The organism is Streptomyces sp. NBC_00224, from assembly GCF_041435195.1.
Lineage (GTDB): Bacteria > Actinomycetota > Actinomycetes > Streptomycetales > Streptomycetaceae > Streptomyces.
The window spans coordinates 8,278,886-8,304,718 of record NZ_CP108106.1 but is presented as its reverse complement, the minus strand read 5'-3'; the positions used below and the strand labels follow the sequence as shown (position 1 = coordinate 8,304,718).

The following is a 25,833-nucleotide window of genomic DNA, read 5'->3' as shown; positions in this document are numbered from 1 at the left end:
CACCTCCCCCGAAAACAACAGTGGGTCTACGGAAGCGTGGCGAGGCAGAACTGTACGAGCCCGGAGTTCACGTCCAGAATGATCCGCTTCATCTCCGACCACGGCGGCTGGAAGCTCTTGCCCCACTCGATGGTGAAGCCGAAGATCTTGCCCTTGTGGGGGTCGACGATGTGCCGGGAGTAGGCGTAGTCGTCGCTGGTGCCGCTGGTCGGGTACAGGTAGAAGGCCGACATCGGGCTGTAGGTACTGCCGCGTACGCCGTGCAGGCCTTTGCAGAACTGCTCGGCGAGTACGGCGCTGTCGTCTGAGTCGCCCTTCGGGATGAACTCCGCGTACGCCAGGTCACCGGCCACTCCGCGTTTGCCGTCGAAGGCGGCGTTGCCGAAGTTCTTGGCCGGGTCGAGCGACTGGTTCTCGTCGTCGCCCCACACGAAGAGCATGTCCTCGGAGTAGCTGTGCACATCGACGAACCAGCGGGTCCGCGGGAAGGCGTCGAGCAGCCAGCGGACGTTGCGGGTCTCGGGTTCCGAGAAGGGGCTGGGGCCCTGGTACACCTGGATGTCGCCCGGGTCGTCGGAGACCCGCACTCCGGCGGTCGGGTCGAAGGCGGTGGCGAAGTCGAAGAGGAAGTCGTAGTTGCGGTTGATGTCGACGCCGATACGGGTGGGGTCGCCACCGGAGTTGGCCGGGTTGCGGTTCTTGCGCCACATCGGGTCGACGGTCTGACTGTAGTGGCGGCCGTCGGGGTTGACGAGCGGGAAGACGACGACGTCGAGGTTGTCGAGGACGCTCCGTACCTGGGCGGCGGTGTAGGTCTTGCCGCCGTAGGCGAGCCCGGCACCCTCGGCGCCGGCCTCCAGGAGGTCGGCCGCGAGGTGTACGAGGATCTCGCAGCTGCCCCACTCGCGGGCGTGCACGCCGCCGATGAGGACGACGCTGTCGTGGGTACCGGCGGGGCCGGTGCCGATCCGCAGGGCGTGACCGGCCCGGCCCTCCACGGACGGCTCGGGCAGGTCGATCAGGTCGCAGGCGGACGGGAAGGCGGTGGCCAGGCTGGTCACGGCGGACTCGACCTCGGTGGTGTTCAAGTACGACATGGTGTCCCTCCTGGGCGGCCTGCTAGGGCCTGTCCGGCGGATCTGGTCGGCCTCGGCCCTGGCCGCCCTTTCGATCCTGGTGAGCGGGGGCTTGGCGCGTCCAGCTGCAAGGCGGAGGAAGGCGTCGACGCGGAGCGTCGGCAACTGACGACAACGCCGCTGGGGGTCCCCCCTGGCCCTTAAGGCCTTGGGGGAGGGCGTGCCAAGCCCCCGCGTGCCGACGAGATCCGCCGGACAGGCCCTAGGCGTCCTTCACCTTGAGGGCCAGCCCGCGCGGGACCGCGTCGTCGGGGGCGAACCGGTCCCCCTCGCCGACTTCGGCCTGGCGGGCGCGGCCGGTGGCTGCAGCGTCCTCGATGGTCGTGACCAACACACCCTCGCGTTCGAGGGCCTCGGCCTGCTCCGGGGAGGCGTATGCCTCGATGCTGAAACTGCCGTCCTCGCCCCGGCGCGGGCGCCCCCCGACATCGGGACGTGCCTCGCGCAGGAGGGCGCGCAGGGTTTCGGCGTCCTTGGCTGTGACGCGGACGCGGAGGAGCTGACGAGCGGTGGACATGACGGCCTCTTCCGGGCGCCGTCCGGCTCACATCAGCGGTGCCCACGGCGCGTGGCTGATGTAGATATATGTCCTATGTGTACCCCGTATTCCCAGGGTGCGCTTCAGCCGTAGAACGAGTCAAACGGAGCCTCGGGCATCCCGCTCAACAGCCCGTCGAGGCCGGTGATCAGCTCCCGCTCGTCGTCGTACTCGGCGAGCCGCGGTACGAGCACGCGCAGGCGCGGTGCGGGGACCTCGCGGGCCACCCCCTGCCCCCCTCGACGGCGAGGTCCAGCCGCTCGGCGTACCGACTGACGCCACCGCCGCAGCAGCTTCCTGTCACAGCCCCTGCTCGGCATTGTCCGTGGACAACTCCCTTTGTCCACCCACTGTTTCCCGTCCGACCTGCTCGAATCCAACCGGCAGGGACCGGACAACCGGTGTGGGCCCGCACACTGCCAACCCTCAAGACCCCTCTACCACCAGGAGGCCTTCATGGACGAGACAGCTTTACGTGGCGCGCGGCGCAGACGCTCATACGCGCGGGCCGGCTCGCTGACGGCGGGGCTGCTGCTCGCGTTCGGAGCGTCGACGGCGTTCGGCGCGTCGACCGCGTTCGCCGGGCAGGCGGCCGCCTTCTCCTGTTCGGGTTTCGGCTGCGACGGGCACAACCCGAACATCCAGACCTGGCAGGCAGGGCCGAGTACGGCTCGTGGAGTGCCCTACCCGCTCGGCGCGCTCGACCTGCGCGTGGGCACCACCGACGGCGACCCGTACGCCTGGTCCCGGATCACCTATCCGACGGGCAGCGGCGGCGGCTGGGTCTACGTCAACCGCCGCAGGACGGGCGGTGGCGACGAGGAGTGGGGGCTCGCCGCACGCGGCATCGGCGAGAGCGGCTGGAACTCCTCTGCGGGGACCAACACGATCAACTCCTGGTCCGGAATCCTCTACAAGCCCAGCTACAAGCAGGCCCAGGCGTGCGTCCATCTCAGCTCCAGCTCAGAGGACTTCTGCACCCCCTGGTACTGAGCCACCCACGCGAGCCGCCGGTTCGGCGCCGCGTGACGCCTCGCAGCGGAGGCGGCCCCATCGCACGTCCGGCCCCCAGGGGTGATCTCAAGCCAGGCCCGCCCGTCCCGCACCCTCTCGTAACCGCTCCACATCCCCAACCCACCAAGAACATCAACGAAGGAGCTCCGATGCCCCGTTGTCGCCCAGCCCTCGTCCGTACGGCAGTCGCCGCCGCTGCCCTGGCCGGACTCGGGCTCGCCGTCCCGTCGGCCGGCGCCGCCCCCCACCAGGCCGCCACGGCACCGACGTCCGCACCGCCCCCGGCACGAGCTGTTCCGAAGCCGGTGAAGGCCGCCCCGGCCCTGGTGACGGCAACCGCCAACCGTGCCACACGTGCCATCGCCAAGGCCCAGCCTGCGGCGGTCGAAGCGGCCGCCGTGATCTGCGGGAGCGGCTGGTCCCTCGAATACGCCGAGACGCTGCCGCCCCACCTCAACCGGCTCGGCACCCTCTTCATCTACACCAAGGCCGCGCCCACCAACGACCCCAACGACGTTCCGGTCTGCTCGATCTTCGACAACAACACCGCCTCCCGCAAATGGATGAAGCTGAAGGTCTGCTCCAACTACATCGACGACGGCTGCGCGGAGGACGTCGGCAACTACACCCAGTACGCGGGCCCCGTCTACCGCACACGCGGCGGCTGCGGCAAGGTCACCGCGATCATGAAGAACAGCAGTTCCTCCTCGGCCGCTCTCATCGACGCCGTCCGCTCCGCGACCACCTGCGACTGAGCGGGGGCAGACCATGCGCATCCGCAGCACACCCCCGCGCCGCAACCGCGTCAGACGTTCGCCCATGAGGGAGCGGCGGACGGCCGTCGCCATCGCCGTCCTGACGGCCTGTGCCACTCTCGCCGCCGGGGGCTGGAACGCCACCGCGGCACCTGCCGCCCGTCCCGTCTCCCCGCCTCCGGCCAAGGACACCTCCGCGAACGGCCCTGCCTACCGCGCCTGGACCACCCTGGGCGACGCCGAAGGATTTCACCTCCTCGTCACCGACCCGCGCCACCAGGGGAGTTGGCGCACCGCGGCCACCTTGTCCGAGCCCGGCTTCGAGACCGACCGCTGGATCGGCAATGCCTGTGTGACGGCCTTCGGCCGACGTGCCGTGGTCGCCTACGCGCCCCGTACGTTCACCAACAAGCCGGACCTCATGAGCCGCGGCGCGTTCACCGCCGTGGTGGAGCTGACCACCGGCAAGATCACCAAGCTCCCGGTGCAGGCGAGTCTCGCCTACTTCTCACCGGGCTGCGGCACGGGAGAAACCGCACTGCTGTCGCAGTTCAGCGACGAGCGGATGGCCGGCAACGCGACCCGGCTGGTCGCGGTCGACACCACCTCGGGCCGGACCGAGGCCCCGCTCAAGCTCGCGGGACAGGTCACCTCCGCCGTCCCGTACGACGGCGATGCCGTGGCGGCCGACGGCAATCGGCTGGTCAGAATCTCCCTGCACGGGTCCGACCGGGGGCGGCGCACCCCCGTCGCCCTCACCTCCTCGGTGCCCTTCCAACTGCGCGTGGACCGGGACGGCGGGATCGTCTATCTGGACCGCCCCACGACGACGGCGCGAGCGGCCGTGGCGTCCGGCGCGGTCATGCGGATCTCCGCCGAGGGCGTCCGCAACGCCGCCGCACTCCGTGCGGCACGTGAGTCCGTACGTCCGCAGGAGCTCGCCACCGGAGCACTGACCGCGATGGACCTGACCGCCACGCCGGACGGGACCGTCGTCGTCACCGGGAAGACCTCGGCCGGACGCGACCGGCTGCCGGACGCCGTACGACGTCCCTCGGGTGTGCTCAAGGGCGCCACGGTTTCGCTGGACGGCCGGGCGGTGGTCACCTCCGTCGGTTGGGCCGATCAGCCGGGTGCCCCGACGCTGACCGGCCCGCAGCCGTCCCCGGGCGCGCACGCGGCACGCATCGGCCTGCACGACCTCGTCTCGGGGGCCGACAGCACCATGGAGGCGGCGCCGGGAGCGGCGCCCGCCGAGGCGGCGGGCACCACCCGCTCGCCCGCGCTGTCCGCACCTCGTGGCGGGGCCTCCCGCCGGGGCCTCGCGGCCGATCCGCACAACCCGGTGGAGGAGGAGCGCACCTGCGCGGTCCCGCGCGGCGACCCCAAGCTGCAGGCCTTCCAACCCACTCCGCGCCAGGTCGAGTGGGCCGTGGACCAGGCCATCAGCAACAACCTCAACAAGCACGTGTCCCGCCCGGCGGGCTGGAAGGGCCTGTCGATCGGCGCCTACCGCCCGCAGGACCTCTTCCCCCGCCTGGCACTCGACGGCGGCGGCCAGATCCCGGCGCAGGTGATGCTCGGCATCACCGCCCAGGAGTCCAACATGTGGCAGGCGACCCGCTTCGCGGTTCCCGGCGTCACGGCGAACCCTCTCATCGGCAACTACTACGGCACGTCGTACAACTCCGACGGCCAGGTCCCCGACCCCTGGGGCATCGACTGGAGCAAGTCCGACTGCGGCTACGGCATCACCCAGGTGACCGACGGCATGCGCAAGGCCGACACCTCGCTGAACGACCTCCAGCAGCGGGCCGTGGCGGTCGACTACACCGCCAACATCGCCGCCGGGGTGAACATCCTCGCCGAGAAGTGGAACCAGACCCGGAAGGCCGGACTCACCGTCGCGGGCGGCAACCCGAGCTATCTGGAGAGCTGGTTCCTCGCGCTGTGGGCCTACAACTCGGGTTTCTACCCGCAGTCCTCGGCCCCGCAGAACCACGGCAAGTGGGGCGTGGGCTTCACCAACAACCCCGCCAACCCGCTGTGGAAGGCCAACCGCACGCCCTTCCTGGAGAACGAGGACGGGCTCGACGACTACTCGCACGCGGCGCATCCGCAGGACTGGCCGTATCAGGAGAAGGTCCTGGGCTGGGCCGCGCGCCCCATCTCAGCGCTGTTCAAGCCGGGTGACATGCAGCCCGGCTACCGGGCCGCCTGGTGGTCGACGAGCGTCGACCGCACCGCGATGAAGCCGCCGGAGGACCTGTTCTGCGACAGCTCCAACGAGTGCGACCCCAGCAAGATCGGCCCGAACGACGCCAACAAGCCGGGCCAGGGCACCTGCACCCGTGAGGACCTCTACTGCTGGTGGAACGCGCCGATCAGCACCAGCAAGTGGAAGAACTGCAACCTCAACGTCTGCGGCAACGCGGTCCACCGCTTCAACGACACCTATCCCGAGCAGGCCGACGCCAACTCCTACCCGCCCCGCTGCGGAACCGGCCTGCCCGCCGGGGCACTCGTCGTCGACGACATCCCCAACGGCATGCGCCCGGCCGGCTCCGACAACCGCGGCTGCGGCACCGTCCTGTCGGACGGCACCTTCCAGTTCGACTTCGCGGCGTCGGGCGACCAGTACCCCGGGAAGATCGACACCCATCAGATCGGAGCGGGCTCCGCCAACCACTTCTGGTTCACCCACACCCGGCAGGGCACCGACGGCGCCCGCCTCGCAACCACCGGCACCTGGCGACTGGGCCAAGTGCTGAACGGCTGGACCCGTGTATTCGTCCACGTCCCCGACCACGGGGCCCACACCCAGCAGGCCAAGTACGAGATCGACACCGGCACCGGCGAGTTCACCAGGACCCGGTACATCAACCAGAAGATCAAGGCGAACACCTGGGTCTCGCTGGGTGTGTACGAGGTGCACGGCATCCCCCGGGTACGGCTCGGCAGCCAGACCGCCGACGGGACCGGCAGCGAGGACGTGGCCTGGGACGCGGCAGCTTTCCAGCCGCTGCCGGGCAAACCTCAGCACATCGTGGCGGTGCTCGGCGACTCGTACACCTCCGGCGAAGGAGCGGGCGACTACCTGCCCGAGTCCAACGCCGACCACGGCGAGAAGGGCTGGAACGCCTGCCGCCGCAGCAAGAACGCCTGGAGCCGCAAACTGCAACTGCCCGGCACCTCGGCCTCGCTCGGCACGCTGGCGGACACCTGGAACCCGCAGGCCGAACTCGGCTTCGTGGCCTGCTCCGGGGCGATGACACAGAACGTCGGGGACAGGCCCTTCCTGCCCGACCGGCAGTCCTTCGGCGAAGGCCAGTTCCACGAGATCAACCAGGTGAACTCCGGTGTGCTGTCGCAGGACACCACGCTGGTCATGCTGACTCTCGGCGGCAACGACGACAACGGGTTCGCCGACGCCATGCTGGACTGCTCCGGGATAGGCAAGAACTGCAATGACGACGACGGCTTCCTGCCCAAGTACAAGGGCATCATCGACAACTCGATGATCCCCAACCTGGAGACCGTCCTGACCGACATCAAGAGCAGAGCGGGCAACGCCCAGATCGTCCTCATGGGCTACCCGGAGCTGCTCAGCCGCACCGAGAAGTGCGCGGGCTCCTTCTACTACATGATGCCCGAGGTGAAGGCGCTCGCCGAGCTCGTCAACTACGCCGACGCCAAGCAGCGGGCGCTGACGGACCGGCTGCGGGCGGGTGGCACGCACATCGCCTACGCCGATCCGGTGCAGTCGTTCGTCGGGCACAGCGGCTGCGACGACCCCGAGTGGATCAACAAGGTCGTCATCGGGCCCAACGGCGACGGCGACTTCCACCAGGGCGACCCGGTCACCAAGGCCGGCAAGCAGTGCACCACGGACTGGCTGCCCGAGGCGTGCATCAGCCGGGAGTCCTTCCACCCCAAGTCCGCCGGCACCACGGGCTACGCTGCCGTGATGCGCACGGCCCTGGACGCCACCGGTTACCGCGGCGGCTGACAGCGACCCCGAGGAGACAGCGTGAACAGGCGCCGCCCCACCGCTCGCCGCACGGCGCGCCGTGCGGGCGGCGCCCTGCTGCTCATCACCGTGCCGGCCGTCCTCGCCGCGCTCGGCGGCCTGCTGTGGTGGCTCCAGGTCGAACTGCCCGCCGGCCGCCGCGCCACCGACCGCGCCGGCCTCGACCGCGCCGTCCGCAACACGGCGGACGCCCTCCATCGGGCCGCCGCCGACGGCACCCTCACCACCGCCGAGATCACCGCCGTGGACCGCCCCGCCGACTGGACGATCTCGCGCGGCCCCACCGCGATCCGCATCGCCCGCACCTTCACCGACACCGAAGCGACCTACACCTGCTGGTCGTTCACCCTCGCCGTGCCACTCGGCCCGGACACCGTCGTACGAACGGGGAAGGAGCATGACGGGCGCTGCGCGGAGAGGGGCTGACTTCCGCATGGCGACGAACGCGGACCACCCGGCCCCGAGCCGTCAGCACGGTGCGGCTCTCAGGTCCCGGGCCCGCCGCCGAGCTCAAGCGGCAACGCGCAGGACAACGTTGTCCCCCGGCCCGCCGGGCTGTCCACGGTGAACGTTCCGCCCAGTGCCTCGACCCGGTCCTTGAGCCCTCGCAGTCCCGAGCCGCGCATGGGTTCGGCCCCGCCGACGCCGTCGTCACGTACAGTCACGTGCAAGAGGTCGCCGACCGTCCGGACGGACACCTCGACCCCCGCGGCCTGGGCGTGCTTCGCCGCGTTGGCGAGGGCCTCCGAGACGACGTAGTAGGCGCCCACTTCGACGGGCTCCGGAAGCCGGCCACGGATACGGACGTCCATCTTCGCGGGGACGGGCGAGCGTCGTGCCAGCGCACGCAACGCCGGGCGCAGGCCGCCCCGGGACAGGATCGCCGGGTGAATGCCGCGGGACAGTTCCCGCAGGTCGTCGAGGACGCCCATCAGCTCCGTGGCGACGTCGTCGATCTCGATGCGGACCGCGTCGGGCTCGCCGACTGCCTCCATCCCCACCCGCAGCCGGTAGACCACCGCGACAAGGCGTTGCTGCACGCCGTCGTGCAGGTCGCGTTCGATGCGCCGGCGGATGTCGTCCGACGCGGTGACGAGTCGTGCCCGGGAGGCGATGAGGTCGGCCCTGCCCTGCGCGTTGGCCACGGCGATCGCGACCAGGTCCGTGAGGTCCGCCATGCGCCGCTCCGTATCGCACGGAAGCAGCCTCTCCGCGGACCCGACGGCGATCGTCCCCCACAGCCGTCCTTGTACGTGGACGGGCATCGCGACGGCGGACCGCAGCCCCGTGAGGAGGTAGGGCCCCACGCCCGGCGCCTCTTGGTAGTCGTCGATGCGGGCGGGACGTCCGGTGCGCAGGACGGTCGCGGTGAGCCCGGCCGACGGGCCGGACGGCTTGTGCTCGCCGACCCGTACGCCGGGCGCCAGTTTTATGCCTTCCTGGGCGAGGAGCGTGGTCGTGCCGTCGGGTTCGTACCGGAACATGCTGACCGAGCCGTCGCCGAGGTACCGCAGGGCCTCTCTGGCCACAGCGGCGAACACCGCCTCGGGCGGCCGGCCCCGCGCGATGAGCATGGCCACGCGCCGCAACGACCCCAGTGTCGCGGCGAGTTCGCGCAGCATGTCGTCCTGTTCGCGCAGCATCTCGCCGTGGATGTCACTGCTCTCGGCGCCTTCCATGACTCCTCCCGCACGCTGCCCCGGGCCCCGCGCCAGTATCCCGCCGCGGCCGCCATCCATGTGTGCGCAGACAGCCCTGGGCGAACAGTTGCCCGGATCGGTGCGGTGCGCCGGCGACTCAACTCGCGCCAAGGACCTCACGGATCGCCGTCGCCGACAGGGCCGACTTGGGCACGAAGCCACGTGCGGGACTCTCCGAGATCAGCTCCTCGAAGTCCTCCAGCGAGTGCGTGGAGATCAGGATGACGGCCGCGGAGGTCGTGCGCGCCAGCTGGGCCGCGACGTCGAAGCCGCTCTCGTGGAGGAGTCCGATGTCGAGCAGGATCACATCCGGGACCAGTCGCGCGGCCAGCGGGTATGCCTCCGCGCCCGTCGAGGCGGCGCCGACCACTGTGACCCCTTGACGTTCGAGAAGGGTCCACGCGGCCTCCAGGAACCGGGCACTGTCATCGACGAGCAGGCAGCGCAGGTACATGGTGACAGCATGTCAACCGGTGGGCGAACGCGCCTTCCCGCTAGCTGGAATGTGCCTGAGCAGGTCGGGGGCCTCGGTCGGCACACCGTCGCTAGGTGGCCGCCCGGACGCACATGCGGAGGTCCAGTGGGGGGCTTGGACTTGTTGGCGCGTGTACGCTCCGGGCGGCTGGGCAGCCGGGGATACACTCGTCCGGCTCCTCACACGTGGGGGCCACATCCTGCACGGGCGGACGCCGGTCGACCGCCGTCGATCGCCGACCCGCGCCCGCCACATCTCCCGCTGCTCTCGTGCTGCTCTCCCGCCAGGGACGGTCCTGGACGGGGCCTGTGTGCTCCCACTGGGTCCAAGAATCGCCCCGCCGAGCACCCTTGTCACCCTGGGCAGCCACCAACACCGGTTCCAGCCCTCCGCCATGGCGCACTACCGGCTAGCCGTAACCGCGGGACTCCGGCAGGCTGTTGGGGGCACAGTGCGGTGGCCGGGCGAGGGAGCTGGGACCGTGGATGCTGACCTGCGGCGGGCGCGCGGACGCGTGGTGCTCGCCGATGACGACGTCCTGCTCAGAGAGGGCCTGGCCAGCCTGTGCGAACGCGCCGGGTACGAGGTGGCCGGCCAGGCGGGCGACGCCGAAGGACTCCTGGAACTGGTCGAGAGCGCGCACCCCGACCTGGTGATCGTCGACATCAGAATGCCGCCGGGCCACACGACCGAGGGCCTCCAGGCCGCGCAGACCATCCGGGCCCGCCACCCGGCCACGGGCATCCTGGTCCTCTCCGCGTACGTCGAGGTCGAGGACGCCCTGGAGCTCCTGGCCGGCGGGCGCCGGATCGGTTATCTGCTGAAGAGCCGGATCACCGTCCTCGACGAGTTCCTGGAGACCCTGGAGCGGATCGGCAAGGGCGGCTCTGTCGTCGATCCCGCGCTGGTCCAGGAACTGGTCTCCGCCCAGCGGCGCGACGACCCCCTCGCCCACCTCAGCTCCCGGGAGTTCGAGGTCCTGTCCCTCATGGCCGAAGGCCGCTCCAACGCCGGCATCAGCCGCCGCCTGTGGGTCACCGAGGGCACCGTCGAAAAGCACGTCCGCAGCATCCTGGGCAAGCTGAACCTCCAGGAGGACACCGACGACCACCGGCGAGTGCTCGCCGTGCTGACGTTCCTGGAGTCCTGCTAGCCAGTGGCGTCGCGGGCGGGCGCTGCGGTCAGGCGGTCCGCGGGCCCCGCCCCCGTACGCATACAAGGCTCTGGCCCTGCTTCCCTGATGCCCAGGATCTGGCCCCGTGGCGGCGCTACGTGCCACGCGGGGCGCGCCGTCACCGCGTGCTGTCCGGCTCGTTACAGGTACATGAACCCGGTGCGGCGCGCCCAGGGGCGGAGCGGGTCCGCCGTCAGCCTTCGTCCGCGTCACGACCTCGGATCTGCGAGTGACATGACGACCGATCAGGAAGGCTCCCCGTGCTGCAACTTCCCGTCGAGGACATGGAGATGGCGCCCGGACACGCCGTGGAATGGACGGTGTCCGCTGCAGGCACCGCCGGGCTGCCCCAGGACTCCGATCCGGGTGCCCTCGCCTCCTACAACCAGAAGGACCACTTCTCCGTCGCCCAGAACCTCCGTGCGGCGGACGTCGGTTACGCCTCGTACATCGGCGGCTCGTTCGAGATCCGCGGGAGCCTCGACCGCGGAGCACTGGAGGCCGCCCTGCTCCATCTCGTGCGGCGTCACGAGGTGTTGCGCTGTGTTTTCAGCGAGGCCGCGGACGAGCCCGCGCTGGAGGTCGTCCCGCCGCAGGATGTGAAGCTCGAACGCGTCGAAATCGGGCGGATCGATTCTCCGGCCGAGGCCCGCGCCTACGTACAACAGTTCCTCCAGGGCACCGACACGCTGCGGGGTCCCTGGATCGTCATGGGCGCGATGATCCGGGAGGAGTCCACCACCGTCTACTTCGCCTGTGACCACCTCCTGACCGACGGGGTGTCGACCCCCGTCGCCGTCCACGACATCGCCACGGCCTACGCGGCGTACGCCGACGGCCGGGAGCCGCTCCTCCCCGAGGCGCGCAGCTTCCTCGTCCACGGTGCCGCCGAGCGGCGCCGCGGCGCGGCGATGGGCCCCGGCGACGCGCTGCTGGAGCACTGGAAGGAGTTCGTCGCGCGCAACGGCGGACAGCTCTTCCCGCGTTTCCCCCTGGACCTGGGAATCGAGCCGGGAGTGGCGTACCGCGCCGTCAATGAGGCGGACACGCTGCTGCCCTCGGACCGCCTCGATGCGATGGAGGCCCGCTGCCGTTCGGTGGGCGGCAGGACGTCCACCGGTGTACTGGCCGCCCTCGGCGTCAGCCTCAGACGAGAAGGCGGGCCCGAGGTCTACCGTGCCCTCGTGCCGGTCAGCACGCGCGGCCAGGGTCCCTACGAACACAGCATGGGCTGGTTCGTCAACACGCTCCCGGTCGAGTTCCCGGTGGCCGACGACACCGACTTCGCGGGCATCATGGCGGGCGCCCAGGGCGCCCTGCAAGCGATGCGGCCGTACGCCGACGCTCCGTTCGTCCGCGTCTTCGACCTGCTGACCGCCAATCAGACCGGGCCCCGCGTCTGGCCGTTCGCCGTCAGCTTCTTCTCCTACCTGGACTTCAGAAGGACTCCGGGGGCGCACAGCCACCTGGCGTGGAAGGCGCGCAAGTACGTCTCCACGACGCACAGCAACGGCATCTTCTTCTGGTTCCACCGCGACCACACCGGGCTCCACCTGAACTCCATCTTCGTGGACACCCCCGAGGCCCGCCGCACCAAGGCGGCCCTCGTCAAGACCCTCGTGCAGACGCTGGAAAGCATCGCCCGCACCGGCCAGTTCTGACGGCCCCCCGCTCCTGCGACGAGCGGCGCACACCTACGGAAAGGGGCGCCCACCGGTGCTTCAACTCCCCAGCTCGGAGCTGGTCATCGCACCCGGGCACGCCGTCGAATGGCGCGTGCACGCCGCAACCGGCGGTACCGCCGCGCGGCACACGGCAACCGGCTCCGCCGCCCCGGAGCCGTACCACCCCATGCCCTCCTACAACCAGGAGTACCACTTCGGCGCGTCCTCGCCCTCCGCAGCCGAGGCCGAGGACGAGAACCGGAGCCTGCGCCCCCGCACCGACTGCTTCGCCGGAACCTTCGAGATCCGCGGCCGGCTCAACCACCCGGCGCTCGAAGCCGCGCTGCTCCACTGCGTACGGCGCCACGAGGTACTGCGCTGCGTGTTCCGCGCGTCGTCCGGCGCCCTCAGCCTCCAGGTTGCCGCCCCGGAGGACGTCAAACTGGAACCGGTCGACCACGGGCCCATGGCCTCACCCGCCGAGGCCCGCGCCTACGTGGAGCGGTTCCTGCAGACCACCGACACTCGCCGTGGGCCCTGGTTCGCCATGGGCGCGATGATCCGCACGGAGTCCACCACGGTCCACTTCGCCTGCGACCACCTGGTGACCGACGGCACGTCGATGATGATCGTCCTGAACGACATCGCCACCGCCTACGAAGCCTTCTCGTGCGGCCGGGAGCCGGACCTCCCCACGGCGGGCGGCTTCCTGGACCACGGCCGCGAGGAGCGGCGCCGGGCAGCGGCGACCGGTCCCGACGACAGCAGGCTGGACCACTGGAAGGGGTTCATGGCCCGCAACGGCGGCCCCTTCCCGAGGTTCCCGCTGGACCTCGGAATCGAGCCCGGCGCCGGCTGCAGTGCACTGAACACGACCGACACACTGCTGGACCGCTCCGGCACGGCGGCCCTGGAGGCCCGCTGCCGGGCGGTCGGCGCCGGCGTGTCCACCGGAGCCCTCGCCGCCGTCGGCGTCAGCCTCAGGAAGGAGGGCGGCCCCGACGTCCACCGCGCTCTGGTGCCGGTGGGCACCCGCGGCCGCGGCCGCCACGCACACAGCACGGGATGGTTCGTCAACGTGCTCCCGGTCGAGTTCGGGGTGGCGGACGGGGCGGACTTCGCACAGACCATGAGCGCCGCCCAGGACGCGTCGACGCGGATGATCCGAGGTGGCCGGATCCCCTTCGTCGTCGTGCTGCGGCTGCTCGCTCCCGAGCTCTACGCACGCCCCTGGCCCCACGCGGTCAACTTCTTCTCGTACATGGACTTCAGAGACGTCCCCGGCGCGGCGCGTCACGCCGACTGGCAGGCCGACGTGTACACCTCGGTCCCCGCGACGAACGGCATGTTCCTCTGGTTGCACCGCACCCACGAGGGTCTCCACCTCAACTCCGTCTACGTGGACACCCCGCAGGCGCGACGCACCAAGGCGGCCCTCGTGGGGACTCTGACCCGGACGATGGAAGACATGGCCCGTCACGGGACACTCTGACCGGTGGGCAGTGATCCAGCGAGGGAGGCAGAGGTCGGCGCCGTAGCCGCTGCCGGGGCCGTCGGGCCCGGTCAGAGCGTGGCGCGGAGGTGGCGGTCGAGGTGTCCGGCGGCGAGTTTGGCCAGTTGCGGCCCGGTGTCCTCGTACGCCAGGGGAGCCAGGTCGGGCGGGGGGACGTAGCCGTCGGGCATGGCGGCATAGGCATGCTCCATCATCCGCAAGTACGCCGCGGACAGCACCTCGGGCCAGCTGCCGGTGAGGGGCGGGCGCATGCGGGCCTCCGCAGCGAGCGCCGCATGGTGGAAGGCCGCCTCGACGGCGGCCTGCTCGCGGGTGTAGTCGCTGATCAACGGTCGGCACGGGTCCCACGGCCGCAGCAGGTCGGGCCATACCTCACCAACGGGGGCGGCCGGGGCGAGGAGTTGCTCGGCCAGGGCGGTGGCAAGGTATGGGGAGACGTGCAGGCCGTCGCGGTGAGTGGCGCCCGCCACCCATAGGCCTTCCAGGGGCGTGGGGCCGATGACGGGGTGGCCGTCGAGGCCGACCGGCCGGTTGCCGTGGTGAACCCCCGTCAGTTCCACCCCGGGCAGGCCATGGTGAAGCTGGCCGAGAGCCGCGTCCAGGAGCGAGCGCAGGGCTCCGGGCGTGGTCGCGGCAGTGGGGGCCAGGGCGGGGTGAGAGGTGGCGCCGACGTACCAGGAGCCGTTCTGCTGGGGGACGGCGTGCAGTCCGCAGGCGTAGGCCCGGTTCGGGGTCCGGATCACCGTCGGCAGCGGCTCCGGGGCGGTTACGGACAGGGCGGTCCCGGCCGCCGCCAGGATCGGGACGACCGGCAGGTCCGGGTCCAGATCGGCCAGCAGGCGGCTGGTCCAGGCTCCGGCGCAGACCAGCACCCGGGGCGCGGTGAACTCCCCTTCGGGCGTGGTGAGCCGGTAGTGGCCGGCGGGGGCGGCGCTGAGGGTGCCCGGCCCGCTGCGGGTGAGGTGCGGGAAGGCAGCGAGGGCGGCGTCGAGGGTGGCCAGCCAGGCGCGGGCGTCCACGAACCGCTCGTCCGGCAGGTACAGGGCGCGCAGCGCCCGGTCGTTGTCCAGTGGCCGGTACCCCGCGACCTCACGCGGATCGGCCTCCTGGCAGGGAAGCCCGTACCCGTCCCCGGCCTCCATGATCGCGGTGAACGCCGCGTCGTCCAGGCGGGAGGACACCGCGTTCAGGAGCATGTACGTGCCCGCGCCGAAGCCGTCCCCCGCCGGGGACGCCCCCGCCGTGGCGTGCACCTGCTCGCGCCAGGACGGCCACATGGCCGCCGCCTCGACGGCCAGCTGAAGGCGCAACCGCCCATGCCGGGTACGCACAGAGGCCGGGGTCACCTCGCCCAGGACACCGAGCATCGCCCCGGCCGCCCGCGAAGCCCCCGCCCCCTCCACATCTCCCGCCAGCACAACCCGGACACCGGGCGCCGCCGCAGCCAGCGCGAACGCCACCGACCGGCCCAACACCCCCGCCCCCACCACCAGTACGTCCGCCCCTTGCTCCGCCATAGCCAGGCCCTTCTCCCACGGTTCGAGCCGCGACCGCCGGCGGCCCCCGGCCATCAAGCCACCCCCGCCCAGCCAAGATCAAGACCGCCTTCCGCAGGACCGGAGCCTCCCCCATGGCTTACCGATGCTCCGATGTCCCATCGCGGTGAATGGTCGCGCGAGACGATCACGGCCACAGATGAGCGCGGACGCAGGCACGGCAGGCACGGCACCCACCGCAGGCACCGCAGGCACCGCAGGCACCGCAGAAAGACGGACGGCGGTTGTCGCGGGGGTGCTGTTCTTGGTGACCGAGGGCGCCGCCGTCGCGGGGGGGGGGCGCCGCCGCGGGGGCCGCCCTCTACCGTCCCGTCTCTTCCCTCACAGCAATGCTGGACACCTGTCCATGTATCCTGGACACCTGTCCATGACATATGAGAGGTGAGTGCACCCATGGAGACGACCGCGACGGTGCTGGTCGGCCTGGTGGCCGCGCTGCACGCGTACATCCTGGTTTTGGAAATGTTCCTGTGGGAGAAGAAGCCGGGCCGGGAGTTGTCCGGCTTCGACGCCGCCATGGCGCGCGCCACCGCCCCGCTCGCCGCGAACCAGGGTCTCTACAACGGCTTCCTGGCGGCCGGGCTGGTCTGGGGTCTGATCGCAGGGAATCCGACCGGGTTCCGGGTCCAGGTCTTCTTCCTCGCCTGTGTGATCGTCGCCGGACTGTACGGGGGTTTCACCGCCAACCGCCGCATCCTGATCGCCCAGGCGCTGCCCGGCGCACTCGCGCTCGGCGCCGTCCTGCTGGCGCGGTGACCGCGGTGCACGAAGATCCCCGTGCGGCACGGACCCGGGCCAAGCTGCGCCAGGCGCTGCTGGAGGAGTGCTCCAGTCGCCCGCTGGCGGAGGTCAGTGTCGCCGCCCTGGTGCGCAGGGCGAAGGTCGGCCGCGCCACGTTCTATCTCCACTACGCCGACCTGGAGGCGCTCGCCGTCGACGCCTGCGCCGATGTCGTCCGCGAGGCTGTGGACGCCCTGCACGCCTGGCGCGGCACACCCGACCCCGCCTCCCCGCCGCCCGCCCTACTCGCCTTCTTCGACCGTCTCACCCCGCATACCGGGCTCTACCGCGAACTTCTGAGCCCGGGCGGCGGCGGTCCGCTCGGCCGCACACTCCATGAGGACCTGCGGGCCCGCAGTCGCACCGAACGCGCCCTGGCCGGTGCGCCGGAGCCCGACTTGGTCGCCTCGGCCGTCGCCGCGACCTTCGCCGGGGTGCTCGCCGACTGGCTGCACGGCCTCATCGAAGCCACTCCCGCCGGAATCGCGCAGCGGGTCTGGCGTCTGCTCGTCACCCTGCACCGCACTCCCCTGGCCTGACGAGCCATTCGCTCTGCCCCGCCCCACGAGGGGCATGGCCGCGCGGCGCTGGCCAGTCCCACCTACACACCACAGCGCGTAGTTTCACTGTGCGTGCGGGTCCCTCTGCCTCTCGGGCACGCCTCACTCCCCCGTTGCCGGGTGGAATGCCCCGGAACACAGGGCAGTTGAGTACGTCATGACTCAAGGCCCAGCACCCCGCTCCCTGTCCGACGATGCCCTCTCCGAACTGCTGAGCACTCAGCAGTTCGGCACCCTCGCCACCAATAAGAGCAGTGGCCATCCTCATCTCACCACCATGCTCTACGCCTGGGACGCCGAAGCGCGCATCGTGCGGTTCTCCACCACTGCCGACCGCATCAAGGTCAAGCAGCTGCGGCGCGACCGACGCGCGGCCGTCCATGTTCCGGGTGCCGATGTATGGTCGTTCGCCGTGGCCGAGGGCGAGGCCGAGGTCTCCGAGATCACGACCACACCCGGTGACGCGACCGGGCGAGAGCTGCTCGCGATGGTGCCAGAGGCCGCGAAGCCGCAGGACGAAGACGCGTTCTTGGAGCAGTTGGTCGCCGAGCGCCGGGTGGTCATCCGGCTCAAGGTAACCCGGTTGTACGGGACGGCACTCGACATCAACGGCTGAGACCGGTCACCGGCGCAACGCTTGTTGAGCGGCGGCCTCTCCTGGCTGATCCGGTCCACGCCCCAGGACGGCGGATTCGTCCGCGTGCTGCCGACGTGATGGGAGCTGCGGCAGGTGTAGGGACCACTCGGCGTCAGCCGTCGCTGATAGCAGTGCCCGGGGATGTGTACCGGGTTTGACGCTGCGGTCTCGCACACAGCGACGAGGTGGGGGCGGCGGCGGCAGGGAGGTCGCCCTGCTGCTGGGCGCGCTGGGCCCGCACATGGGGTGACAGCCCGCCCTCTACCTCCGGCCCCGCCGCGGGGGTACCGTCCGGGTAACGTGGCGGCCACAGCCGTGAGTTGGCCGCCGCGCTCGCACTGGAGGTGTTCATGGGCAGCCGTCAGGACTCGGACGGGCAGGTGGGCGGGCCGCACAGCTCGCCAGGCGATCCGGGCAATCCTGCTCCGGAGCCGGAACCCACCCCACCGCCAGAGGACGACTAGACGCGCACGGCCGGCCATGGCAAGCCGGGTGGACCCGCAGGAGCTGCGTGCTCAGTGCGCGGCCGAACTCGATTCACGGCCCACGGGCCACTTCCACGAGCGGCCCTGGCTGCGGGAGGCATTCCTGGCGGTACCGCGCGAGCACTTCGTGCCGGACCAGGTCTGGTGGCCCCACCCGGGTGCGGACGGACTGCACCCGGTCATCGACCGTGCGGTGCGGCCACGCTCGTGGCTGCGGGCCGTCTACACCGCCCAGGCCTCACTCATCACGCAGGTTGCCGACGGCCGTGTGCAGCCGCAGGACGGACCGACCAAGGAGGCGTTCACGTCTGCCGCCTCCTGCCCGGCCGTCGTCGTCGACATGCTGCACTACCTCGCCCCCCACCCCGGCGACCGGGCCCTGGAGATCGGCACCGGCACCGGCTACAGCACCGCGCTCCTGGCCCAACGGATTCCTTCGCAGCAACTGGTCACCGTGGAGATCGACGAACACCTCGCCGACCTGGCCCGGGACAAGCTCGCCCACCTCGGTCTGCGGCCGACCGTCGTGTGCGGGGACGGGGAGCAGGGATACCCAGGGCGGGCTCCGTACACGAGAATCATCTCGACCGCCGCGGTCCGCCGCATCCCACAGGCCTGGCTCGACCAGGCCGCACCCGGTGCGGTCATCATCACCCCGTTCAACGGCCCCTTCGGCCACGACGCCTTGCTGCGGCTCGTCGCCGACGGAAACGGCGGCGCACAGGGCCGCCTGGTGACCGGCGTGGCATTCATGAAGGTCCGCGGGCAACGCGAAGAACGCCCCTACAGCGAGCTCGGCTGGCCGACCGCGACCGGCAGCTGGCCCGCCTACGCCGACGCCGACTACCGCGTCACCCTTCGCGAGGGACAACAGAGCATCCAGATCGCGCTTTCCCCGACATGAGACGAAGGTGATGGAACCGCCTGACGTGCGGTGCCGTTTCTTCGTCTGCCCAGCCTTCCCTGTCCAGGCCGGCCCATCCCGAAGCCGCACCTCGGCTGTCACCGTCAGGAGCGTGTAAGAGCAGGCCGGTTCCGCGTATGGAACATGCCAACAGGAGGACAAATCAATAATGTCCTGCCTTCTCATGGGGCTTATGAACGCATTGCACGTCGAGGAGCGGTGACGGCCGTGGACGCGGTGCCCGAGCCGCGGGTCGTTGTCGGGGTCAGTGGCAGGCTGGGCAGCCTGACGGCCCTCCACCGCGCGGCCGTCGAAGCCCGGCGCTCGGGCGCCACGCTCTGCGCCGTACTGGCCTGGGCCCCACCCGGTGGCGAGCTCGGGCACCGCGAATCGCCCACGCTCGACCTGCTGGCCGAATGCCGGCGGATCGCGGGCGAGCAGCTGCTCAACGCCTTCGACTGCGCCTTCGGGCCGAGCGGGCCCGGGGTGCCCCTCCAGGGTCTTGTCGTACGAGGCAGGCCGGGGCCCGCGCTGGTCGAGGCCGCCGGTCGAAGCGGCGACCTGCTGGTCGTCGGCGCCGGAACCCGCGGGCGGCTCCGGCGAATGGCGCGTCCCTCGGTCGCCCGGTACTGCCTGGCGCACGCCACCTGCCCGGTGCTGGCCGTTCCGCCCTCACCCCTCCAGCGCGAACTCGACGCCGTGCAGCGCCGCAACTCGTGGCGACTTCCCCTGGACGTAAGAGAGTTGGCAGATTGACCGCGACCGATTCCCGCTAGGACGTGGCCGACGCGGGTACTTCAGGCATGACCGGCACGTGATCCGGTCCCGGGCGCAGTGTGAGGACCATGGTCATCCCGCCGCCCGGGGTGCCCTCGGCGGTGAGCGTGCCGCCCATCGCCTCGGTGATCACCTCGGCGATCATCTTCAACGCCCTGATCATCGTCGCGCTGATCCCGCTCGCCCTGCGCGGCGTGCGTTACACCCCGGCCTCCGCACACGACCTGCTGCGGCGCAACCTCGCCCTCTCCGGGCTCGGCGGACTGGTTCTGCCGTTTCTCGGCATCAAGCCCGTCGACCTCTTCGTCTCGATGATTCCCGGGCTCGGCTGACCCCGTATCAGAGGGGCGTCAAGGACTGGACCGGTCTCTTGTGTCCGGGATCGTCCCGGAGTTGGATCAGTGTTGTGAACAGCAGTCCGCGCCATGACGACCGGCCACCGCATCCGATGCCTCCGGTAGTGCGTGCTGTTCCCGTGCCGGCTCTGTAGAGCCGCGCCTCCCCCGCGCGTACGCCGCCGCCGTCCCAAACCCGGCGGCGTACGCGCGTCTCCATTTCCCGCAGGTCGACCGCCCCCCTCCCCGGGGTGACCTCACCGTGCCCGTACCCACGAATCCACCATGACTTCCGCAATCCTGTCCGGCACCCAGCCGACGAGGCAAGGGGCGGGCGAGCCGGACAGGGGAACGCCCGCCCCCACCCATTTCCCGAATCAGGAGGACTCCCGTGTTGGAGCTGCCAATACACCAACTCCCGGCCTACGCCCGCTGGTTCCCCCGCGCCTCTGCGGGGGCGGCAGCCCTGGCCGAGCACGCTCTCGCAACCCAGGTCGGCCGTCTGTGGGTGGACCGGGCCGACCGACCCCACATGGTCGCCGTCGCCTGCGCGGGCCACGTCCTCCTGCGCGGAGAACCAGGTGCCGTGACTCCCGCCGCGCTCGCCCCGCTGGCCGGTCGATACGTGCAGGCCCCGGCCCAGTTCGAGGCGCTGCTCGGCGCCTCCTTCGACCGTGTCGTGCCCTGGGAGCGGATGGTGTACATCCGGCGCGAGAAGCCGGAGGCGCCGCGGCCCCCGCACGGGGTGAGTCTGCGGCGTATGGACACGGCCGACGCCCAGGCGCTGGCCTCGCTCGATGCCGATTCCTCTTGGATCCACGCCAGTTGGGGCGGCCCCGGCGGGCTCGCCGCCTCCGGGCACACCTGGGGCGCCTTCCACAAGGACCGCCTTCTCGCGGTCGCCTGTACCTACTTCCTCGGCAGCCGGTACGAGGACATCGCCGTGGTCACCGCCCCCGGCCACCGCCGCCAACAACTCGCCCTCAGCTGCGTCGTCGCCCTCTGCGCCGACGTTTCCGCCCGCGGCCGTACCGCCAGCTGGACCTGCTCCCGATACAACCGGGCCAGCCGCCTGCTCGCGTGGACGGCCGGTTTCCGTCTGGAGCGGGAGTACGTCCACCATGCGACCGGGTCGGCAGCAGCCCGAGGAATCACGAGTACCCGCATTTCCGCGCGGACTGGGTGATTCCGGGGCGAGCGTGGAGGCCAACATGGACGGGGCGGCGTACGCCGACGCGGTGTCGGAGTACGCCGCCCCGGGGCGGGACGAGTCTCGGGAGGCAGCCCGCGCGGTCGTCTCGGCTACTTCGGGTCGCGGTTGAACCTCGCCGTCGACCAGAAGTAGCCGAGCACCGCGAGACCCAGGCACCAGGCGATGGCGAGCCAGCCGTTGTTGCCGATCTCGGTGCCGAGCAGGAGGCCGCGCAGGGTTTCGATGGCGGGGGTGAAGGGCTGGTATTCGGCGATCGGCTGGAACCAGCCCGGCATGGAGTCGACCGGGGTGAAGGCGCTGGAGATGAGCGGGAGGAAGATCAGTGGCATCGCGTTGTTGCTGGCGGCCTCGGCGTTCGGGCTGATCAGGCCCATGCCGACGGCGATCCAGGTGAGCGCCAGGGCGAAGAGCACGAGCAGTCCGAACGCGGCCAGCCACTCCAGGGCCGTGGCGTTCGTGGAGCGGAAGCCGATGGCCACGGCGACGGCGCCGACGAAGACCACGCTGGCGACGCACTGCAGCACGCTGCCGACGACGTGCCCGACGAGCACCGAGGGTCGGTGGATCGCCATCGTGCGGAAGCGGGCGATGATGCCCTCGGTCATGTCGTTGGAGACGGACACTGCGGTGCCGATCGTGGTGCTGCCGATGGTCATCAGCAGGAGGCCCGGCACGAGGTAGGCGATGTACTGGGAGCGGTCCGGACCGCCGCCGCCGATGCCCGCGCTCATCACGTCGCCGAAGATATAGACGAAGAGCAACAGCAGCATGATCGGCGTGAGCAGCAGGTTCAGCGTGAGGGACGGATAGCGCCGCGCGTGGAGAAGATTGCGCCGCAGCATCGTGGACGAGTCACGCACGGCAAGGGAGAGGGAGCTCATCGGACAGACTCCTTCGGCTCGGTGGAGCCGGTCAGGGCGAAGAACACGTCGTCGAGGTCGGGAGTGTGCACGGTGAACTCGTCGGCCTCGATGCCGACCGCGTCCAACCAGTCCAGGAGGGAGCGCAGCTCGCGCTGGCTGCCGTCGCTGGGGATCTGCAGCGACAGCGACTCGTCGTCCCGGGCGACTTCGCGCAGCGCGGACGCGGCGCTCTGGTATGCGACCGGGTCGGCGAAGCGCAGCCGGACGTGCCCTCCCGGGATCAGCCGCTTCAGCTCCTCGGCGGTGCCTTCGGCGGCTATCTTGCCGTCGTGCAGTACGGCGATGCGGTCGGCGAGTTCGTCGGCCTCGTCCAGGTACTGGGTGGTGAGGAAGACGGTGACGCCGCCCGCCACCAGCTCGCGGATGATCCCCCACATGTTGTGCCGCGAGCGCGGGTCGAGGCCGGTGGTCGGCTCGTCCAGGAAGATGATCCGCGGATTGCCGACCAGCGTCATGGCGATGTCCAGGCGGCGCTTCATACCGCCGGAGTAGGTGGAGGCGGGCTTCTTCGCCGCCTCCACCAGGTCGAAGCGCTCAAGGAGTTCGGCGGCGACCCGCCGCCCCTCCCGCCTGGACAGGTGGTGCAGGTCCGCCATCAGGAGCATGTTCTCCTCGCCCGTGATCAGGCCGTCGACGGCGGAGAACTGACCGGTGACGCCGATCGCGCGACGCACCCCGTCGGGTGACGTGGCAACGTCGTGGCCCGCGACCTGGGCCTGCCCGCCGTCGGCGGAGATGAGGGTGGAGAGGATCTTTACGGCGGTGGTCTTGCCGGCGCCGTTCGGCCCGAGCAGCGCGAACACGGAACCGGCCGGGATGCGCAGATCGATGCCGTCGAGGACGGTCTTGTCGCCGTACGACTTGCGCAGACCGACGGTGGAGACGGCGGCGGGCGACTGCGGACCATCGCCCCGCCTGGACGTGGGCATGACAGATGAAGCCATGGAGCCCTCCCGTTCGAAGGGTGAAGTGACTGGGGTGAGTGGGCGAGTTCGCGGGGCCGGTGCTCAGGCACTCAGGCCCGGGCGCGGCGGACGTCGATGTTGCCGTACCGGGTGCGGGCGCGGACCTTGACGGTGTCCTCGGTCCCCTCCGGAGCCTCCGACGCGGTGAGCGTGTTGCGCACCTGGCCGGAGCCCGAGCCGGCGTCGAGCCAGGCGGCCGTGCCCTCGCGGATGCCGACCTCGATGGCGCCGTAGGAGGTCTCCAACTGGACGGTACCGCGAGCCACTTCGCCTACACGCAGGGTGCCGTGGGCGGTGGTGGCGGTGACCGAGTCCTCGGCGCGCGCGATGTCGATGTCCCCGTTGGCGCCGCTCACCCGCAGCTCGCCGGTCGCGGCGCCGACGGTCGTGGTGCCGTGCGAGTTCTTCAGGACGGCGGAGCCGTCCACAGTGCCGACGCGCAGACTGCCGGAGCTGGTGGTGATCTCGGCCGTGCCCTCGACACGGTCGACGGTGATGGACCCGTGCGACGCCTTCAGGTGCAGCGGCCCGGTGGTGTCGAGGCGCACATCGCCGGACGAGGTCTTCACGCGGACCTCACCGAGCCGGCCCTCGCCGAGCACCTGGGCCCAGGCGCCGGTCATGTCGATACGCGAGCCCGTGGGCAGCTCGACCGTCACGTCGACGGTGCCGGTGCGGCCGAGGCCGAGCAGATTGCCTTTGGGCGTCCTGACGGTCAGCGCGCCGTTCGCGTACGTGACCTCGGTCTGCTCGGCCGCCCGCACATCCAGGTCCTTCTTCGGGTCGCGGGGCCGCACCTCGACGACGGTGTCAAGGCGGTCGCCCGCGGTGAACTGGATGGAACCGGCCTCCACGTGCGCCGTGGCGGAGATCGCTGCGGGGGTATCGAAAGAAGGCATGACTGTCCCGTCCTCTTGGGTCGTCGGGGCGTCCCCGCTGGTGGGGACGTGATGAGAGTGAAGTGGGGCTGGCAGGGCGCGGCTAGCGCACCCAGCCCGTGAAGTTCTGTCCGACGGCGTGGGCCTTCTCCGTCGTACGCGGCCGCGTACCGCCGTCGACCGCCGCCGACACGGCCCGCACCAGCCACGCGTTGACCGACAGGCCCTCGCGGCTCGCAGCCTCCTCGGCGCGCGCCTTGAGGTGGGCCGGCAGACGCAGATTGACGCGGGCGGTGCCACCCTCGTCACCGTCGGCGGGGACCTGCACCGCGAGCGGTTCGACGGGCGCGGTCGGCTCCGCCGGGGCACCACCGTCGGCGGGCGGCAGCGTCACCACGAAGTCGGGGTCGAGCCCACGCAGCCGTACGTCGACCGAGCCGGGGGCAAGCTCGCGGGTGACCTCGTCCATCGCGGCGGAGAGCACATTGAGCATGGTCAACCGCGTCGCCGACTCCAGCGGAGCGGTGAGCCTCTCCGCCAGTGCGCGGGCATCTTCGCCGCCGGCTTCGGCGGCCACCGCGAGCTCGCGGCGAAGGGTGTCGACATACGGGGTGAGGTCCATGACGCCATGGTGGCACCACTATGGCGCCATACGCAAACCCAAGTGGTGCCTTATCTCGGATGAGCTTGAGGATGGTGGCCCTGACCTGCGGAAACATAGAGCAGGCAACCTGAGCCATTGCGCCGCCATGCGCGCCCATGCGCTGCTTGGGTCGCGAAATGGCACCGGATGGCACCAGACGGTGCCACCAGGTGCCACGTAACGCCATGGGACACCGGCCGGGCGCGGCTGACGCATGAACGCAGGCGGCAGCAGGGGCTCAGCCCGAATTTCCGTCCGGCAGGGTGCTGACCACCTCCCGCACTGCCGCGAGGAAGTCCTCCGTGCGCGGGTGCGTGGGGTGAGCCGGGCGGGCGAGGTAGACGGTGGCGACGGGGGCGTCGTCGAGGGGGATGAAGCGCACACCGGGGTGGCCGTGGCTCTCCGCCGTACCGGCGGCGCCGACGCCGAACGCGCCGCCTGTGGCGATGAGGTTCAACCACTCGTCGACGTTGCGTACCTCGACCGTACGGTCCGGGCGCTGCTCCGGGGGCCAGAGGTCCACCGAGGCGGTGCCGGTGTCCGGCCACAGGGTCAGCGGGAGGGGCGGGCCGGAGGTGAGCTCCGCCAGGCGCACCCGGTCACGGGTCGCGAGCGGGTGGTCGTCGGGCAGGGCGGCGACCCGGTCCTCGGTGTAGAGAGCCTCGGTGCGGATGCGCGGGTCGGCGGGGACGGTGCGGAGCACCGCCACGTCGGTGTCGCCGGTCGCCAGGCCCGCGGTGCTGTTGTCCTGCCGGACCACTTCGAGCGGCGCGTGCGGGTGCGCCTGCCGCCAGGAGCGCAGCAGGGGGACGGTCTGCTGTCCCAGGACCGCGCACGTGTAGCCGAGCCGCAGCGGCCGGTCGACGGCCCGGGTGTCGGCGAGTGCCGCGTCGAGGTGGGCGAGGATGGCGCGCCCGTGGCCGAGGAGGGTCGCCCCGGCCCGGGTGAGGTCCAGGTGCCGGGAGGAGCGGTCGACCAAGCGGACCCCCACGCGGGCCTCCAGCTGGGCGAGCGTGCGGGAGAGGGCGGGCTGCGTCATGTGCAGCTCGGCGGCCGCGGCGGTGACGGTGCCTGCCTCGGCGATGGCGGCCAGGGCCTTGAGGTGACGCAGTTCCACATCCATGCCTGGCAAGCATAGTCACTGCCCAGATGGCATTTCCGGGTGCGGGGCGCGATCC

Annotated in this window: 24 protein-coding genes and 1 pseudogene; 14 read left to right on the top strand and 11 right to left on the bottom strand. The window is 71.0% G+C overall.

Going from position 1 to position 25,833, the window contains the following annotated elements; genetic code table 11:
* Positions 1-26 precede the first annotated feature (26 nt).
* The 3 genes from OG965_RS37170 to OG965_RS37160 form a co-directional block, all read right to left on the bottom strand.
* Positions 27-1,097: a M14 family metallopeptidase gene (locus OG965_RS37170; protein WP_371656483.1), complete on the bottom strand. Its 1,071-nt coding sequence runs from the start codon at positions 1,095-1,097 to the stop codon at positions 27-29.
* A gap of 241 nt (positions 1,098-1,338) precedes the next feature.
* On the bottom strand, positions 1,339-1,653 hold the full coding sequence (locus OG965_RS37165; RefSeq protein WP_371656482.1) for a hypothetical protein: 315 nt from the start codon (positions 1,651-1,653) through the stop codon (positions 1,339-1,341).
* A 104-nt stretch (positions 1,654-1,757) separates the two neighbouring features.
* On the bottom strand, positions 1,758-1,901 hold the full coding sequence (locus tag OG965_RS37160; protein WP_371656481.1) for a hypothetical protein: 144 nt from the start codon (positions 1,899-1,901) through the stop codon (positions 1,758-1,760).
* A 229-nt stretch (positions 1,902-2,130) separates the two neighbouring features.
* Between OG965_RS37160 and OG965_RS37155 the strand changes: the two genes are divergently transcribed.
* The 4 genes from OG965_RS37155 (at position 2,131) to OG965_RS37140 (ending at position 7,899) form a co-directional block, all read left to right on the top strand.
* Positions 2,131-2,667: a hypothetical protein gene (locus OG965_RS37155; RefSeq protein ID WP_371656480.1), complete on the top strand. Its 537-nt coding sequence runs from the start codon at positions 2,131-2,133 to the stop codon at positions 2,665-2,667.
* 170 nt (positions 2,668-2,837) lie between these two features.
* Positions 2,838-3,443, top strand: a complete 606-nt coding sequence (locus OG965_RS37150; protein WP_371656479.1) for a hypothetical protein — start codon at positions 2,838-2,840, stop codon at positions 3,441-3,443.
* Positions 3,444-3,507: 64 nt separating this feature from the next.
* Positions 3,508-7,452: an SGNH/GDSL hydrolase family protein gene (locus OG965_RS37145; protein WP_371656478.1), complete on the top strand. Its 3,945-nt coding sequence runs from the start codon at positions 3,508-3,510 to the stop codon at positions 7,450-7,452.
* Between the two features lie 21 nt (positions 7,453-7,473).
* Positions 7,474-7,899, top strand: coding sequence for a hypothetical protein (locus tag OG965_RS37140; protein WP_371656477.1), 426 nt, complete (start codon positions 7,474-7,476; stop codon positions 7,897-7,899).
* Positions 7,900-7,958: 59 nt separating this feature from the next.
* Here the strand turns inward: OG965_RS37140 and OG965_RS37135 are convergent, their stop codons facing one another.
* The gene (locus OG965_RS37135) at positions 7,959-9,152 is read right to left on the bottom strand and encodes a GAF domain-containing sensor histidine kinase (RefSeq protein WP_371656476.1); all 1,194 of its coding nucleotides are present in this window, start codon (positions 9,150-9,152) and stop codon (positions 7,959-7,961) included.
* A gap of 118 nt (positions 9,153-9,270) precedes the next feature.
* A complete protein-coding gene (locus OG965_RS37130) occupies positions 9,271-9,627 on the bottom strand; it encodes a response regulator transcription factor (protein ID WP_371656475.1) in 357 nt (118 codons plus the stop codon).
* Between the two features lie 502 nt (positions 9,628-10,129).
* Here OG965_RS37130 and OG965_RS37125 point away from each other — a divergent pair.
* The 3 genes from OG965_RS37125 (at position 10,130) to OG965_RS37115 (ending at position 13,978) form a co-directional block, all read left to right on the top strand.
* A complete protein-coding gene (locus OG965_RS37125) occupies positions 10,130-10,801 on the top strand; it encodes a response regulator (RefSeq protein WP_371656474.1) in 672 nt (223 codons plus the stop codon).
* Between the two features lie 281 nt (positions 10,802-11,082).
* Positions 11,083-12,483: a condensation domain-containing protein gene (locus OG965_RS37120; RefSeq protein WP_371656473.1), complete on the top strand. Its 1,401-nt coding sequence runs from the start codon at positions 11,083-11,085 to the stop codon at positions 12,481-12,483.
* A gap of 55 nt (positions 12,484-12,538) precedes the next feature.
* The gene (locus tag OG965_RS37115) at positions 12,539-13,978 is read left to right on the top strand and encodes a condensation domain-containing protein (protein ID WP_371656472.1); all 1,440 of its coding nucleotides are present in this window, start codon (positions 12,539-12,541) and stop codon (positions 13,976-13,978) included.
* Between the two features lie 71 nt (positions 13,979-14,049).
* Here the strand turns inward: OG965_RS37115 and OG965_RS37110 are convergent, their stop codons facing one another.
* Positions 14,050-15,516 carry an NAD(P)/FAD-dependent oxidoreductase gene (locus OG965_RS37110; RefSeq protein ID WP_371656471.1) on the bottom strand — a complete coding sequence of 489 codons (1,467 nt, stop codon included), beginning with the start codon at positions 15,514-15,516 and terminating at the stop codon, positions 14,050-14,052.
* Positions 15,517-15,948: 432 nt separating this feature from the next.
* On the opposite strand from OG965_RS37110, the gene OG965_RS37105 reads away from it, so the two are divergent.
* From OG965_RS37105 to OG965_RS37075, 7 genes and pseudogenes are all read left to right on the top strand, one after another.
* Positions 15,949-16,311: a DUF1304 domain-containing protein gene (locus OG965_RS37105; protein ID WP_371656470.1), complete on the top strand. Its 363-nt coding sequence runs from the start codon at positions 15,949-15,951 to the stop codon at positions 16,309-16,311.
* A gap of 5 nt (positions 16,312-16,316) precedes the next feature.
* Positions 16,317-16,874, top strand: a complete 558-nt coding sequence (locus tag OG965_RS37100; RefSeq protein ID WP_371656469.1) for a TetR/AcrR family transcriptional regulator — start codon at positions 16,317-16,319, stop codon at positions 16,872-16,874.
* A 178-nt stretch (positions 16,875-17,052) separates the two neighbouring features.
* Positions 17,053-17,511: a TIGR03618 family F420-dependent PPOX class oxidoreductase gene (locus OG965_RS37095; RefSeq protein WP_371656468.1), complete on the top strand. Its 459-nt coding sequence runs from the start codon at positions 17,053-17,055 to the stop codon at positions 17,509-17,511.
* 501 nt (positions 17,512-18,012) lie between these two features.
* Complete coding sequence (locus OG965_RS37090; RefSeq protein WP_371656467.1) at positions 18,013-18,921, top strand: methyltransferase domain-containing protein; 909 nt, start codon at positions 18,013-18,015, stop codon at positions 18,919-18,921.
* A gap of 219 nt (positions 18,922-19,140) precedes the next feature.
* Positions 19,141-19,677: a universal stress protein gene (locus OG965_RS37085; protein WP_371656466.1), complete on the top strand. Its 537-nt coding sequence runs from the start codon at positions 19,141-19,143 to the stop codon at positions 19,675-19,677.
* A 143-nt stretch (positions 19,678-19,820) separates the two neighbouring features.
* Positions 19,821-20,030, top strand: a pseudogene (locus OG965_RS37080) (potassium-transporting ATPase subunit B); the annotation flags it as partial.
* 394 nt (positions 20,031-20,424) lie between these two features.
* Complete coding sequence (locus OG965_RS37075) at positions 20,425-21,219, top strand: GNAT family N-acetyltransferase (protein WP_371656465.1); 795 nt, start codon at positions 20,425-20,427, stop codon at positions 21,217-21,219.
* A 116-nt stretch (positions 21,220-21,335) separates the two neighbouring features.
* On the opposite strand, the gene OG965_RS37070 is transcribed toward OG965_RS37075, so the two are convergent.
* From OG965_RS37070 to OG965_RS37050, 5 genes are all read right to left on the bottom strand, one after another.
* On the bottom strand, positions 21,336-22,127 hold the full coding sequence (locus OG965_RS37070) for an ABC transporter permease (protein ID WP_371656464.1): 792 nt from the start codon (positions 22,125-22,127) through the stop codon (positions 21,336-21,338).
* Positions 22,124-23,113 carry an ATP-binding cassette domain-containing protein gene (locus OG965_RS37065; RefSeq protein WP_371656463.1) on the bottom strand — a complete coding sequence of 330 codons (990 nt, stop codon included), beginning with the start codon at positions 23,111-23,113 and terminating at the stop codon, positions 22,124-22,126. Before OG965_RS37065 ends, OG965_RS37070 begins: the two co-directional genes overlap by 4 nt.
* Before the next feature lie 71 nt (positions 23,114-23,184).
* Complete coding sequence (locus OG965_RS37060; RefSeq protein WP_371656462.1) at positions 23,185-24,033, bottom strand: DUF4097 domain-containing protein; 849 nt, start codon at positions 24,031-24,033, stop codon at positions 23,185-23,187.
* An 82-nt stretch (positions 24,034-24,115) separates the two neighbouring features.
* Positions 24,116-24,634: a hypothetical protein gene (locus tag OG965_RS37055; protein ID WP_371656461.1), complete on the bottom strand. Its 519-nt coding sequence runs from the start codon at positions 24,632-24,634 to the stop codon at positions 24,116-24,118.
* 259 nt (positions 24,635-24,893) lie between these two features.
* Positions 24,894-25,778, bottom strand: coding sequence for a LysR family transcriptional regulator (locus OG965_RS37050; RefSeq protein WP_371656460.1), 885 nt, complete (start codon positions 25,776-25,778; stop codon positions 24,894-24,896).
* Positions 25,779-25,833: the final 55 nt, after the last annotated feature.

Coding starts and splice junctions, on each gene's coding strand:
- OG965_RS37170 (WP_371656483.1), bottom strand. CDS start 1,097: ATGTCGTACTTGAACACCACCGAGGTCGAGTCCGCCGTGACCAGCCTG.
- OG965_RS37165 (WP_371656482.1), bottom strand. CDS start 1,653: ATGTCCACCGCTCGTCAGCTCCTCCGCGTCCGCGTCACAGCCAAGGAC.
- OG965_RS37155 (WP_371656480.1), top strand. CDS start 2,131: ATGGACGAGACAGCTTTACGTGGCGCGCGGCGCAGACGCTCATACGCG.
- OG965_RS37150 (WP_371656479.1), top strand. CDS start 2,838: ATGCCCCGTTGTCGCCCAGCCCTCGTCCGTACGGCAGTCGCCGCCGCT.
- OG965_RS37145 (WP_371656478.1), top strand. CDS start 3,508: ATGAGGGAGCGGCGGACGGCCGTCGCCATCGCCGTCCTGACGGCCTGT.
- OG965_RS37135 (WP_371656476.1), bottom strand. CDS start 9,152: ATGGAAGGCGCCGAGAGCAGTGACATCCACGGCGAGATGCTGCGCGAA.
- OG965_RS37130 (WP_371656475.1), bottom strand. CDS start 9,627: ATGTACCTGCGCTGCCTGCTCGTCGATGACAGTGCCCGGTTCCTGGAG.
- OG965_RS37110 (WP_371656471.1), bottom strand. CDS start 15,516: ATGGCGGAGCAAGGGGCGGACGTACTGGTGGTGGGGGCGGGGGTGTTG.
- OG965_RS37105 (WP_371656470.1), top strand. CDS start 15,949: ATGGAGACGACCGCGACGGTGCTGGTCGGCCTGGTGGCCGCGCTGCAC.
- OG965_RS37095 (WP_371656468.1), top strand. CDS start 17,053: ATGACTCAAGGCCCAGCACCCCGCTCCCTGTCCGACGATGCCCTCTCC.
- OG965_RS37090 (WP_371656467.1), top strand. CDS start 18,013: ATGGCAAGCCGGGTGGACCCGCAGGAGCTGCGTGCTCAGTGCGCGGCC.
- OG965_RS37070 (WP_371656464.1), bottom strand. CDS start 22,127: ATGAGCTCCCTCTCCCTTGCCGTGCGTGACTCGTCCACGATGCTGCGG.
- OG965_RS37065 (WP_371656463.1), bottom strand. CDS start 23,113: ATGGCTTCATCTGTCATGCCCACGTCCAGGCGGGGCGATGGTCCGCAG.
- OG965_RS37060 (WP_371656462.1), bottom strand. CDS start 24,033: ATGCCTTCTTTCGATACCCCCGCAGCGATCTCCGCCACGGCGCACGTG.
- OG965_RS37055 (WP_371656461.1), bottom strand. CDS start 24,634: ATGGACCTCACCCCGTATGTCGACACCCTTCGCCGCGAGCTCGCGGTG.
- OG965_RS37050 (WP_371656460.1), bottom strand. CDS start 25,778: ATGGATGTGGAACTGCGTCACCTCAAGGCCCTGGCCGCCATCGCCGAG.